This is a genomic window from Pseudomonas sp. 14A, from assembly GCF_018132745.1.
Lineage (GTDB): Bacteria > Pseudomonadota > Gammaproteobacteria > Pseudomonadales > Pseudomonadaceae > Aquipseudomonas > Aquipseudomonas mercuritolerans.
Genome location: NZ_JAGRQJ010000014.1, coordinates 121922 through 134165 on the forward strand (window position 1 = coordinate 121922; position 12244 = coordinate 134165).

Sequence of the window (12244 nt, forward strand, 5' to 3'; positions counted from 1 at the left end):
CTCTCTTTTGGAAAATTCAGATCGTCAGGCTGTCGACCACACCGCCATCGACGCGCAACGCCGCGCCTGTGGTGGCCGAGGACAGCGGTGAAGCAATGTAGGTGACCAGATGCGCCACCTCCGCAACATCCGCTACGCGCTGGATGATCGAGGTCGGACGGGCTTTGCGCACAAAGGCGTCGGCTTCGTCACGCAGGTCGCGCCCGGATGCGGCGGCCGCGTCCTTGAGCATGTCCTGCAGGCCATCGGTGAAAGTCGGCCCCGGCAGGATCGCATTGACCGTGACCCCGGTACCAGCCAGACGTTTGGCCAGGCCGTGGGACACCGCGAGGTTGGCGCTTTTGGTCACGCCGTAATTGAGCATGTCAGCCGGCGTCGCCACGCCGGATTCCGATGACAGAAAGATCACCCGTCCCCAACCCTGCTCGACCATCGCCGGCACGTAATGCCGCGCCAGACGCACGCCGGAAATCACGTTGACCTCGTAGAAGCGCGTCCACTCGCTGTCGGGTGTCTCGAAGAAATCGACGTCGTTGAAGATGCCGAGGTTGTTGACCAGAATGTCCGCGCGCGGTTCGGCGGCGAAAAGCTTTTCCGCGCCCTCGGCCGTGCCCAGATCGGCGGTCAGGCTACGCAGTTGCGCCTCCGGCACGGCTTGGCGAATGCTCGACAGCGCTTGCTCGACCTTGGCCGTGTCACGACCGACCACCACGACCGTCGCCCCGGCTTCGGCCAGCGACTGGCTGATGCCCAGGCCGATGCCGCCGGTACTGCCGCTGACAATGGCCAGTTTTCCACTCAGATCGATCTTCATGCGTTTACCTCATCGGTGGGCAAGGGATCTCGCCGGACGGTCGATGCCTGTTAAGGGCTCGAACTCGGCGGCGATTTCAGAAGCATGGATCAGCGTAGTTGCGATATTGCCGGCATGGTTGAGCTGCCGACCGGTGACGGGGATGTTGTTTGATCGACGATCCCCTGTGTCTGGCAGACCGTAGCCCCTCACCCTAGCCCTCTCCCGGGGGAGAGGGAACCGATCGAGTTGTGCTGAGTTTGCCCTCGACCTGAAAGACCATAGCGATTATGGATTCAGAGAAGACCTTTCACGTCGGCGTATTACCTGAATATCCCCCGGTCAGTCCCCTCTCCCTCCGGGAGAGGGCTAGGGTGAGGGGAATTTCGGAACAGATCAGATTTCCGTCAGACGAAGCAGACCATCGGCGCCGACCCTGACGCTAATCGCATCGTAACTGGCCAACGTCGCATGCGCCGTTTCGATCGGGTGCTGGTGCGTGGTGGTGATGATCATCAACGCCGCGCCCGCCGCTTCCGCAGCCTGAATACCAACCGTGGCGTCTTCAAAAATCAGACAGTCTGCCGGCTCGACACCGAGCTTTTTCGCCGCCAAAAGATAACCCGAAGGATCAGGCTTGCCAGCCTTCACATCTTCCGCCGTTATCATTACCGCCGGCTCGGGAATCCCCGCCGCCGCCATCCGCCGCAACGCCAGATCGCGAGGCGCCGACGTCACCATCGCCCAACGATTTTTCGGCAGCGCGTTGAGAAAGGCTGCCGCCGCAGGAATCTCGACAATGCCTTCAACGTCATTGATTTCCGCTGCGGTGATGAACGCCGCTTGTTCCTCGGCATCCAGCCCCGGCAGATTCAGCCGGGTGATGGTGTCGATCGCCCGCGCGCCATGGATGGTCGGCAAAAACGTCGCGACATCAACGCCATGGCGCACCGCCCACGCTGACCAGATGCGCTCGGCGGCAGCGATGGAGTTAAGGACGGTGCCGTCCATGTCGAACAGGAACGCGCCGAACGCGCGATCAAAAACCGATGCTTGTGCAGACAAAAGAACAAATCCTCTGACAGTTGGCCGGGCAGCCTGGCCCGGCAATGTAGCACTTGTCAGTGCAACTGCGGCGCTTTGGATTTGAACGCACTTTCCACACAGTCGAGCAACTGTCCGATCGCCCACGGCTTCTTGATGAACGCTACCGAATGCTTGACCCCGGAGGTCTCGGGCGTTTCATAGCCGGACATGACCATCACCGGCTTGTCCGGCCAGCGGTCGCCGAACAGATTGGCCAGGTCCGCGCCGTTAAGCGTGCCGGGCATGGTGATGTCGGTCAGCAGCAGCGCAACGTCGGCTGCATGTTTTTCCAGATACAGTGAGGCGGCGTCGGCGCTGGTTTGCGGTTCGACCTTGAACCCTTCCTCCTGGAGAATTTCGCAAAGGAACTCCAGAATCAACGGATCGTCCTCGACAACCAGAATCAACCCGCCAGGAAGGTGCGCGCTCGACGTAGGTGTAGGGCACATGAACAGCACTCCCCCGAATTACATTTTTGATAAGCGGTTTGAATCCGCTGCTTATCAGGTATGAGCAGCGCGCCTTGTAGAAATTCACTTTTGATACAGCAGATTTCGCCAAGGTGTTGTTTTTCGAAGCGCAGCGCCCGTCTGAAACCTTCATTTGTGGTTAAAATGCCGGCCCTTTGAACGGCCGAACCGTAATCCATGACCCCTGAAGCCCTCGCCACCCTCCACGCCCAATTGCTGCCCGCACTGGCGGCGGCACCCAGCGAAACCCGTCGTTTGCTTCACGGGCGCGGACGCTGCTGGCCGGGGCTGGAGCAACTGACCGTGGACTGGTTGAAGGGTGTGGTGCTGGTGTCGCTGTTCAAGGAACCGGCGCCTGAGCAACTGCAGGATCTGCGGGATTTACTGCTGCGACTCGCCGCCTCGGCCGAATGGCAGCAGTCCGGCGCGTACACTTTGCTGATCCAGCACCGTTACCTGCCGCAAAGCACGGCCGAATGGCTGATCGGCGAGGAAATCGAGGAAATGACCATCATCGAAGGTGGCTTGCAGTTCCGCGTCGACTTGGGACGCAAGCAGAACACCGGGCTGTTTCTCGACATGCGCTACGGACGTAACTGGGTGCGCGAACAAGCGGCGGGCAAGCGGGTGTTGAACCTGTTCGCCTACACCTGCGGTTTTTCCGTAGCGGCAATCGAGGGCGGCGCCAGCCATGTGGTCAACCTCGATATGTCCCGCGCCGCGCTGAGCCGAGGTCGCGACAATCACCGCCTGAACGGCCACGACCTGAGCAAGGTCAGCTTTCTCGGTCACGACCTGTTCAAATCCTGGGGCAAAGTGATCAACAGCGGCCCGTACGATCTGGTGATCATCGACCCGCCGTCGTTTCAGAAAGGCAGCTTTTTGCTGACCAAGGACTATCAACGAGTGTTGCGCCGCTTGCCGGAACTGCTAACCGCGCAAGGCACCGTGCTGGCGTGCATGAACGACCCGTCGTTCGGTTCCGACTTTCTCATTGATGGCGTGACCCAGGAAGCGCCGAGCCTGCGCTTCGATCATCGGCTGGACAATCCGCCGGAGTTTACCGATATCGATCCAGAGAGCGGCCTGAAAGCCCTCGTCTTCCAGCGCATCAGCTGAAACACCAGGGCCGCCTCTGTGGGAGCGAGCCTGCTCGCGAAAGCGGCACATCAGACAAAAATTTGCTGACTGATACACCGCTATCGCAAGCAGGCTCACTCCCACACAAGTTCTGCGTTGATCAAAAAGCCGTCGGCCGCAGCACCAGCGCAAACAACTCACCATGCCCGGTGACATTGAGTTTGTGATAGAGATTGCGCCGATGCACCTTCACGGTCTCCGGCGAAATTCCCATCTGCTGGGCCATCGCCTTGCTGGAAAAGCCCTGCAGGATCAGGCGCGCCGTGTCGATCTCGCGTGCGGTCAGCCGGGCATCGAAACGGTCCAGCAGCGTCGCCAGATCACCCACCACCGCTTCGGCCACCGGCCCTTGCGGCGGCAGCAACTGCATGTGGCGATGCATCGCCGCCAATACCCAGTCACGAACGCACAACAGTCGGCCATGCTCGGCCATGCCAAACGCGCTCGAGCGGCCCAGGGACAAGCCGAGTACCGCGCCTTCGACGTTGATCACAAACTGCAGTTCATCCTCGCCCACCACGGCACGAAAGTAGCTCTGGTAGTACTCGCTGTGCAGAAACTGGTCCGGCGCAACGGACGCCAGGCTGTGCAGGCCGTCGCTGATCCCGCTGACGGCGGCTTGATAGAACGGATCTAGCAGGTACATGCCGGCGGTATAGCCGGCCAGCTCTTGCTGATCGTCGGCATAGCCCTTGCTGTCGAAGTCGATCAACAAATGCGGCGGCTGGCCGGCCTGCATCAGCGCGACGAGGGCATTGTCCAGCGGCACCAGCAGGCGCAGGGTGTCGACCAGCGCGCGCCAGAAACCGTCCTGCCCGAGGTGGGAAAATACCCGTGCCAGACTCTGATGCACCGGCAATTCCTGCAACAACGCGTCCACGCTCTACCCCTTTCGAGTAACCCATGATGGGAATGGGGCTGGTGTGACCGGCCCGTTAGCCTGACCACTCCAGTTCATCACCGGCCTGCGACAGGCCAGGAGTGCCGCATCATGCGTCGTCACCGTGGATCTATCAACCCGGGCCTGCTGGCCTGTTTTTGTCTCTCCTCGGCCGCCATGGCAGCCGACGTGCCGAGCGTGCATGTCTACAACTGGTACGACTACATCGGGCCGAACACGCTGCACGACTTCCAGCGCGACAGCGGCATCCGGCCGGTGTACGACACCTTCGACAGCGCCGAAGTGCTCGAAGGCAAACTGATGACCAGCCGCAGCGGCTACGACGTTGTCGTGGCGAGCAACTTCAGCCTGCCGACCCTGATCAAGGCCGGCGCCCTCGCCCCATTGCCTCGCGATCAACTGCCAGGCTGGCAGAATCTCGACCCCGATCTGTTGAAGAAACTCGCGGTCAACGATCCGGGCAATCAATACGCCGTGCCTTACCTGTGGGGCACCAACGGCATCGGCTACAACGTCGACAAAGTTCGCGCCGCGCTGGGTGACAAAGCGCCGGTGGATTCCTGGGAGTTGCTGTTCAACGAAGCCAATCTGGCCAAACTGGCCGAGTGCGGCGTGGCGATGCTCGATTCGCCGTCGGAAATGCTGCCGGTCGCCCTGCATTACCTGGGCTTGCCGCCGAACAGCACCAACCCCGAAGACTACAAAAAAGCCGAAGCACTGCTGCTCAAGCTGCGTCCGCACATCGCCCACTTCAACTCCTCGAAATTCATCAGCGATCTGTCCAACGGCAACATTTGCGTGGCGGTTGGCTGGTCCGGGGCGATGCTCGAAGCCAAGACCAACGCCGAGCAGGCCAACAACGGCGTGAAAATCGCCTACAGCCTGCCAAAGGAAGGCGCGCCAGTCTGGTTCGATACCTTGGTGCTGCTCAAGGACGCCCCCAATCGCGCCCAAGGCCTGGCGTTTATCGATTACCTGCTGCGACCGGAGGTGATCGCGCCGGTCAGTGATCACCTGTCGTACCCGAACGGCAATCGCGCCGCGACAGCGCTGGTGGCACAAGCAACTCGCGACAACCCGGCGGTCTACCCGTCCCCTGCCGCCATGGCCACCCTCTACACCCTCGAACCCTTGCCCAAAGCCGTCGAACGCGTGCGTACGCGGGTGTGGAGCAAGGTCAAGAACGGCCAGTAACCCGCGCAAGAAATCTGCCTGCCTCATCCGAGCGGTAAGCCGCCCGACCTTTTTGAATGAAGAGACTGAATCTTATGAATCCGCGTGCCCGTGATATCGATATCCTCATTGGCCAGATGCAACCCGGCCCGCTCAACGCCATTACCGATGTGCCGGGGGTGCGCGTCGGTCACAGCAATGTACGTGGTCGCAGCAGCAGCGGCCGTGACATCTGCACCGGCGTCACGCTGATCGAGCCGCGCCCCGGCTCGACCAGCCAGCAACCGTGCTTTGCCGGCGTGCATGTACTCAATGGCAACGGTGATGCGACCGGCCTGGAATGGATTCGCGAGGCCGGTCTGCTGACCAGTCCGATTGCCTTTACCAACACCCACAGCCTGGGTGTGGTGCGGGATGCGCTGATTGTGCTGGACCGTGAGCAACAGCCGGATGACGGGCGGCTTTACTGGAATATGCCGGTGGTGCTGGAGACCTTCGATGGACTGCTCAATGACATCAACGGCTTTCACGTCAAACCCGAGCATGTCGCCGAGGCGCTGAACGTCGCCGTTGATGGGCCGGTGCTCGAAGGTGCAGTGGGTGGTGGCAGCGGCATGATCTGCCATGAGTTCAAGGGCGGTATCGGCACCGCATCGCGCCGTTTGAGTGCTGCCCAGGGAGGCTGGACCGTTGGCGCGATCGTGCAGGCCAACCACGGCATTCGCAGTGAATTACGCGTCGATGGTTACCCGGTCGGGCGCTATATGGAACAGAAGGATTCACCGTTCCTGCGGGCAGCGCTGCCGCACCCGGGCATGGGCTCGATCGTCGTCTGCCTGGCGACTGATGCGCCGCTGCTGCCCCATCAATGCACGCGTCTGGCCCAGCGTGCCAGCCTGGGTCTGGCGCGTACCGGCGGCGGTAACGAAGACCACAGCGGCGACATCTTCATTGCCTTCGCCACTGGCAATGATCACGTCCCGCCTGCGGCTTACGAGGCTAAACGCGCAGCCACCTGCGACGGTTTGCGCATGGTCAACAACGACCACATCAGCGAGCTGTTCCTGGCCGCGACCGAAGCCGTTGAAGAAGCGATCATCAATTCCCTGCTCGCTAGCGACAGCAGCGAGGGCAACGGCCATTCGGTGCCGGGCCTGGATGGGCAGACGCTTCTGGCGGCGCTGAAAAAATCCGGTTGGCCGGGATCGCGTCCGGCATGAACCGGCATTGTGCAAGGACGACTGGCGGTACTTGAGTCGTCCGTTGCACGCTCCTAGGATGAAGCTACGCGGTGACTGGATTGATCCGGCGCTGCGTAGGCGTGGGTGTTCTGAACCCCAATCAAGCCCACGCCTTGCTTCACACGCCTCTTGAGCCTCACGGGCTCTACTTCCTCCCCATCAAGAGCTTTGAGGCTCTTTTTTTGTCTGCGTATTTCAGTTCTCGGCGAGACCTTCGGCGCGAATCGAACGCCATGCCGCTTGCGCGAGCACTTCGCGATAGGCACTCGGGCTGCCTTTCACTCGCCCTGCCAGCCAGGCTCGGCAGTAGCTGTCCGCTTGGCCAATGATCAGCGATGGCAGCAGCTCGGCAGGCAAATCCTGAAGTTCGGCGGCGCGACCCGATTGCGTCAGCCATTGGCGCAGACGCAGGTTGCGCGTCTTGTTGCGCTCGGCCAGCTCGTCCTTGAACGGGCCTTTGGTCACGGCGAACCGCGCGTGGTACTGGAAACGCGCCCACTGCGGCTGTTGCTCGACCCAGTCGACATAGCTGAAGACCAGCGCCTGCACGCCTTTTTCAGTGGTATCGGCCGCGTCCAGATACGCATCACGCAAACGCGCCTGATCCTCCAGCGCGGTGAAAAACAGCGCCGCGACCAGCCCTTCCTTGTTGCCGAAATGGTGATAGATCGCGCCGACGCTGGTGTCGCATTCGGCGCGGATCATTTCGATGGTGGTGGCCTCGATCCCCTGTTCGTTGAACAGGCTCAGGGCCTTGCGAAAGATATCGCGTTTGAGTTCGGCGCGGCGGCCGGGGTAGCTGCGTTCCAGTAGATCGGCGGTGTCCATGCTGCTCGGGTCCAAAAACGGTGGTTGATAAAGGGCGTCACGTGCCCGTGAACAAATCGCGCCTAGGTTGACAGATTTGCCGTTAACAGAATACCGTTCCGTTACAGAACAATATTCTGTAACGGAACATCATTCTGCAAACTACCCAGCGAGGCTTCCCATGAGTCAATCTCTCAGCATGTTCAACAGCGTCGGCCCGGATGCATTCAGCAAAATGGCCTGCCAGTTCGCCCCGTACTTCAGCAGCATCAATCCACTGATTTCCGAGTTGCGCCCGAATGCCGCCACCGTGCACGTGCCGTTTCGCAAGGAAATCACCAACCATCTCGGCACGGTGCACGCGATCGCCATGTGCAACGCGGCAGAACTGGCCGGCGGAATGATGACCGACGTGTCGATCCCGGCCGGCGCGCGCTGGATTCCCAAAGGCATGACCGTGGAATATCTGGCCAAGGCGAAAACCGACGTCACCGCTGTGGCTAGCGCTGAAGGTGTGGATTGGCAAAGCGATGGCGACAAGGTGGTCAACGTCGACATTCACGATGCCGAGGGCAAAAAAGTCTTCACCGCGCGCATCACCATGAACGTCAAGCTCGGTTGAGAAGCAGGCGCAAAAAAGCCCTTGCCGCGGGATGCGCAGCAAGGGCTTTTGATTGGCCGACGATCAGTGCAGGGTCAGGCGCTGACGGACGAATTCTTCTACGTGGCGGCTGGTCTGGTCCAGATGGCGATCGCGTTGTTTTTCCGCATCGAGCATCGCGCGCTTGCCGTTCTTCTGCAGCAGATAGGTGTGAATCTGCTGCACTTCCAGCGAGCGATAGATCGGCGTGGTGTCGATGAACCCGCGCAGGCCGTTGCTGCGGTAATGCCGCGTACTCATCAGCACCTGGGTTTCGCGCTGGCCGATCACTTCAAAACCCAGTGCCTCGAAATACGGTACCTTGCCAATGCTGCAGGCCAGTTCCGCATGCGGGTAGCGCCCGACCATGTCCGCGAGCATCGCCCGCGCCACACCCTGACGCCGATGACCTTCACGCACCGCCATGTACGCGACGCTGCACGCCTCCCAATCGCCCTGCACCGGTAGACAGATGAGAAATCCGATGACTTGCTCCGGGTCTTCTTCGTTTGTGGCCACCAGCAATTCCACCTCGGTGCCCTTCTGCCCGTTCAACGCCTCGAGATACAGATGCACCTCATAACCGACCGCGTACTGATAAACGTTGTACAGCAGATTGCTCGGGCCGAGGCCGACCGCACTGATGTCGGTCAGGTAATCGACGACCATTTGCAGGATCTGGCTGTTGACGCTTTCCGGGCATGGGGAGGTGTAGTGGGTGATGCGTGGCATGGGCAAACTCCGGCGATAAAAAACGTTGCCGATGATCAGAGCCGTCGACGAACCGCGACATCATACCGTGCCGGATCTATTGAACCGTCACTGTTGTGGCGCCACCACCCTGAATTTGATGTTGATGTCCCTCGACACCACGCTGTCAGCCCACTCTCCTGCGCCGAGGCCGAACTCCTCACGGTTGAGCACCAGCTCACCGTCGAAGATGCCGATGGCGTTGTCCGGTTTCAATTCCACCGGCACCTCGACCTCGCGAGTGATGCCCTTGAGCGTGAGCTGACCGGCGACCTGGTAACGATGCTCGGCCACCTGGGTGAAACGCCGGGACTCGAATACCGCGAGCGGGAATTTTTCAGTATCGAACCAAGCGGGTTTCACCAGCTCGGTATTGGCGTCTTCGCTGCCGGCGTCAATGCTGCTCAGGTCGATATGCAAGGTGGTGCGGGCGCTGGCAAGGTTTTCGGTATCTAAATCCAGAGCCGCCTCGAACTTGCCGAAAGTGCCATACATTCGCGAGCCCATCTGCTGGTAGGTGAAGCTGATCTGGCTGGCGCTGGTGTTGACCCGGTTATATTCAGCCGCCTGCGCACCGGCCATGACGCACGATGTAAACGCGGCAACCAGCAGCAATCGCAACGTCATGGAATTCTCCGGGCGGCGTGTGTCGTCGAGGGCCTTGGTTGACTTAAGCAAACAGCAGAGCGTTATGCCAGTTCACGCTCACGCACAGGGGATTCAATCATCTCGGCGCTGCGCGATTGAACCGAACGCTGCTTGGTCCCCCTGCGCAAATGGTGACGCAATTTCAGCGCTGGGCGCTCGACGCAGTAATACGTCACACCACTGCAGGCAAATGACAACGCCAGCACTGCTCCGACAACGTTGGCGTCATACGCGACGGGCCAAAAACCTCGCAATAGATACATCACCACAAAGTGGTTGAGAAACACGCCATAACTGATGTTGCCCAGGAACTCGTCCATCCGATGGAACTTGAGTCTGGTCAACAGGTAGACCAAAGGAATGCCCACGGCGATACCGAGAGTGACTTCGGCATTGAAGGGACGACGCTCGATCCATCCGAGCATGATCGCCACAAACAGCAGTCCCGCCGCAACGGCTGTGCCGGTGACAACGACCATTGCTCTGAGATTGCGTTGGTACAGATAGCAGCCGCACAGGAAGATGAACAACACTCCCGGCAGCAAACGATATCCATAGATATCGGTATTGATAAAGCCAAGGCACGCCAGCAGAAAAATCCCGACCGATACCGCAAAGGCAACACCCTGCGCTTTGAAAATCAGCAGAAACGGGATCAGTAGATAAAAACTCATTTCCAGCCCCAGCGACCAGCCCGGTGGCAGGATCTCGGTCCCGCCGACGCCGAACATGTAATAACCGAGCGGTAACATCAGCAGGCTGGTGGACAAGGTTTTCAATGTCAGCTCGGCCGCTTGGGGTGTACCGGGCAACAGGAGATAAACAACCAAACACGAGGCGACGAAGTAGACCAGAAATTGCGGATACAGCCTTAGCGCCCTATCGACATAGAACAAACCGATCTTCCTCGGCTCGGGGTAGTTTCGCTCGATCAGCGAGGTCATCACGAATCCGCTGATGATCAGGAACGAAATGACGGCGATCACGCCAGGGTTGAGCCCAGCGAAGGTTTTGGCCATATGAGATATAGCAACCAGTACGGCCAACAGCAGTCGATAAGCTCCCACTTCAACCCTCGTAATGTCCTTATTGTTGTGGGCGCATACGCTACGATGCTTTTGTGCGGCAGAACAGTTAAATGTTCATCCGCAGTGCTCAGACCAACCGCTCGATCTTCTGATGCTTCCAGACCAGCTTGTAGTAGAGGGTCTGCAAAATCAGCATTCCCAGGTAGGCAACCGGAAACGCCATCCACACACCCTGCAAACCGAACTGCCCGTCGAGCCAGTAAGCCGCTGGCAACTGGACGCCGACCACACAAATAATCGAGATGACCACCGGCACCAGTACCGTGCCGCTGGCGCGCATGATCCCGCCGATGATGGCCTGGAAGCCGAATACCAACAGGCTCCAGAGCATGATGTGCAGCAGATGCTCGGCCATCGCCCGGGTCGAGTCCTCGGTCAGGAACAGGCCCAGCAACCAGTGCGACAACAGATAACCCAGCACAATCAGGCCACCGGTCAGGCACACATTGATCAACAGCCCGGTGCGCAGGATCGGCCCCATGCGTTGCAGATGCCCGGCGCCGATGGCCTGGGCGCCGAGAATCGACGCGGTGATCGCAATCGACAGCGCAGGGAATTGCACATAGTTGACGATCTGGGTGACTGCGCCATAGGCCGCCGTCGCTTGCGAGCCGTGCTGGTTGACCAGTGCCAGAATCACCAGCTCCGATAACGACAGCACGATCATCTGCACGCCGGTTGGCAGGCCGATGCGCAGGACCTTGCCGAGAATGACCCGGTCCAGTCGCAGCGCGGCAAAGAACTCTCGATCCGGCGCCAGCGGATGGCCCTTGCGAATCAGCCGCCAGGCCAGCCACGCCATCGCCGACAGATTCCCCGCCAGCCCGGCATACGCCGCGCTCTGAATGCCCAATGGCGGCAAACCCAGCCAGCCGCGAATCAACGCCGGCGTCAGCGCCAGCCCCACGGCGGTGGACACGATCAGCGCGAGCAGTGGCGACAGCGTATCGCTGACACCACGCAGCAATTGGGTGAACAGCACGAATACCAGTAGCGATGGAAGAATCCACAACATGACGTGGGCATAGTCCACCGCATCGTCGAGCACATCCATCGGCGTGCCCAGCCCGGTCAGTGCCTGGCGCGCGAACAATGTGCCGAGCACTGCGGCAACCAGACCGATCAACACCCCCAGCAGCAACGTCGCCCCGGCGATCGCCTTGACCATATGCGTTTCGCGCGCGCCCCACGCCTGGCCAATCAACACGCCCGCGCCAGCACCAAGGCCGATGACCAGGGCGATGAAAAAGAATACGACGGGGAACATGCCGGACACTGCCGCCAGCGCTTGAGTGCCGAGCATCTGGCCGATGTAGATGCTGTTGACCGTCCCGGACATCGATTGCAGGAAGTTCGACAGCACCATCGGCGCGAGAAACAGCAGATAGGTTTGCCAGAGCGGTTTGGCGAAGGTGGCGCTTTGCATTGAATGGAGGTCCATCTCGACGGCGGCAGGCCTGATTGACGATAGCTTCGGTGAGTTGCGTGCAGCGTGCAATCAACATTT

At 60.2% G+C, this 12244-nt stretch carries 13 protein-coding genes; 4 read left to right on the plus strand and 9 right to left on the minus strand.

All coding sequences use genetic code 11. The features are described from left to right. Positions 1-16: 16 nt before the first annotated feature. From PS14A_RS15225 to PS14A_RS15235, 3 genes are all read right to left on the minus strand, one after another. A complete protein-coding gene (locus tag PS14A_RS15225) occupies positions 17-814 on the minus strand; it encodes an SDR family oxidoreductase (RefSeq protein WP_212616633.1) in 798 nt (265 codons plus the stop codon). Positions 815-1189: 375 nt separating this feature from the next. Next, a complete protein-coding gene (locus tag PS14A_RS15230; protein ID WP_212616634.1) occupies positions 1190-1858 on the minus strand; it encodes an HAD-IA family hydrolase in 669 nt (222 codons plus the stop codon). A gap of 56 nt (positions 1859-1914) precedes the next feature. Continuing rightward, a complete protein-coding gene (locus PS14A_RS15235; protein WP_129998415.1) occupies positions 1915-2328 on the minus strand; it encodes a response regulator in 414 nt (137 codons plus the stop codon). A gap of 198 nt (positions 2329-2526) precedes the next feature. Here PS14A_RS15235 and PS14A_RS15240 point away from each other — a divergent pair, with 198 nt between their 5' ends. Continuing rightward, entirely contained in the window at positions 2527-3468 is a 942-nt protein-coding gene (locus PS14A_RS15240; protein WP_212616635.1) for a class I SAM-dependent methyltransferase, read from the plus strand. A gap of 121 nt (positions 3469-3589) precedes the next feature. On the opposite strand, the gene PS14A_RS15245 is transcribed toward PS14A_RS15240, so the two are convergent. Next, the gene (locus PS14A_RS15245; protein ID WP_212616636.1) at positions 3590-4369 is read right to left on the minus strand and encodes a helix-turn-helix transcriptional regulator; all 780 of its coding nucleotides are present in this window, start codon (positions 4367-4369) and stop codon (positions 3590-3592) included. Between the two features lie 111 nt (positions 4370-4480). Here PS14A_RS15245 and PS14A_RS15250 point away from each other — a divergent pair, with 111 nt between their 5' ends. Next, positions 4481-5584, plus strand: a complete 1104-nt coding sequence (locus PS14A_RS15250) for a polyamine ABC transporter substrate-binding protein (RefSeq protein ID WP_212616637.1) — start codon at positions 4481-4483, stop codon at positions 5582-5584. Positions 5585-5658: 74 nt separating this feature from the next. Beyond that, on the plus strand, positions 5659-6783 hold the full coding sequence (locus tag PS14A_RS15255; protein ID WP_212616638.1) for a P1 family peptidase: 1125 nt from the start codon (positions 5659-5661) through the stop codon (positions 6781-6783). Positions 6784-6999: 216 nt separating this feature from the next. On the opposite strand, the gene PS14A_RS15260 is transcribed toward PS14A_RS15255, so the two are convergent. Then, the gene (locus PS14A_RS15260) at positions 7000-7632 is read right to left on the minus strand and encodes a TetR/AcrR family transcriptional regulator (RefSeq protein WP_212616639.1); all 633 of its coding nucleotides are present in this window, start codon (positions 7630-7632) and stop codon (positions 7000-7002) included. Between the two features lie 160 nt (positions 7633-7792). Here PS14A_RS15260 and PS14A_RS15265 point away from each other — a divergent pair, with 160 nt between their 5' ends. Then, positions 7793-8233 carry a hotdog fold domain-containing protein gene (locus PS14A_RS15265; RefSeq protein WP_212616640.1) on the plus strand — a complete coding sequence of 147 codons (441 nt, stop codon included), beginning with the start codon at positions 7793-7795 and terminating at the stop codon, positions 8231-8233. Positions 8234-8296: 63 nt separating this feature from the next. Here the strand turns inward: PS14A_RS15265 and PS14A_RS15270 are convergent, their stop codons facing one another. The 4 genes from PS14A_RS15270 to PS14A_RS15285 all read right to left on the minus strand — a co-directional run bounded on the left by PS14A_RS15270 (position 8297) and on the right by PS14A_RS15285 (position 12163). Then, a complete protein-coding gene (locus tag PS14A_RS15270) occupies positions 8297-8983 on the minus strand; it encodes a GNAT family N-acetyltransferase (protein ID WP_212616641.1) in 687 nt (228 codons plus the stop codon). 87 nt (positions 8984-9070) lie between these two features. Then, positions 9071-9628, minus strand: coding sequence for a YceI family protein (locus tag PS14A_RS15275; RefSeq protein WP_212616642.1), 558 nt, complete (start codon positions 9626-9628; stop codon positions 9071-9073). A 62-nt stretch (positions 9629-9690) separates the two neighbouring features. After that, positions 9691-10716: an acyltransferase gene (locus PS14A_RS15280; RefSeq protein ID WP_212616643.1), complete on the minus strand. Its 1026-nt coding sequence runs from the start codon at positions 10714-10716 to the stop codon at positions 9691-9693. 88 nt (positions 10717-10804) lie between these two features. After that, the gene (locus PS14A_RS15285) at positions 10805-12163 is read right to left on the minus strand and encodes an MATE family efflux transporter (RefSeq protein ID WP_212616644.1); all 1359 of its coding nucleotides are present in this window, start codon (positions 12161-12163) and stop codon (positions 10805-10807) included. Positions 12164-12244: the final 81 nt, after the last annotated feature.

What these genes read in the sequence shown, in the direction of transcription:
- PS14A_RS15225 (WP_212616633.1), bottom strand. Translation starts at nt 814, where the DNA reads ATGAAGATCGATCTGAGTGGAAAACTGGCCATTGTCAGCGGCAGTACC.
- PS14A_RS15235 (WP_129998415.1), bottom strand. Translation starts at nt 2,328, where the DNA reads ATGTGCCCTACACCTACGTCGAGCGCGCACCTTCCTGGCGGGTTGATT.
- PS14A_RS15240 (WP_212616635.1), top strand. Translation starts at nt 2,527, where the DNA reads ATGACCCCTGAAGCCCTCGCCACCCTCCACGCCCAATTGCTGCCCGCA.
- PS14A_RS15250 (WP_212616637.1), top strand. Translation starts at nt 4,481, where the DNA reads ATGCGTCGTCACCGTGGATCTATCAACCCGGGCCTGCTGGCCTGTTTT.
- PS14A_RS15255 (WP_212616638.1), top strand. Translation starts at nt 5,659, where the DNA reads ATGAATCCGCGTGCCCGTGATATCGATATCCTCATTGGCCAGATGCAA.
- PS14A_RS15260 (WP_212616639.1), bottom strand. Translation starts at nt 7,632, where the DNA reads ATGGACACCGCCGATCTACTGGAACGCAGCTACCCCGGCCGCCGCGCC.
- PS14A_RS15265 (WP_212616640.1), top strand. Translation starts at nt 7,793, where the DNA reads ATGAGTCAATCTCTCAGCATGTTCAACAGCGTCGGCCCGGATGCATTC.
- PS14A_RS15270 (WP_212616641.1), bottom strand. Translation starts at nt 8,983, where the DNA reads ATGCCACGCATCACCCACTACACCTCCCCATGCCCGGAAAGCGTCAAC.
- PS14A_RS15275 (WP_212616642.1), bottom strand. Translation starts at nt 9,628, where the DNA reads ATGACGTTGCGATTGCTGCTGGTTGCCGCGTTTACATCGTGCGTCATG.
- PS14A_RS15285 (WP_212616644.1), bottom strand. Translation starts at nt 12,163, where the DNA reads ATGCAAAGCGCCACCTTCGCCAAACCGCTCTGGCAAACCTATCTGCTG.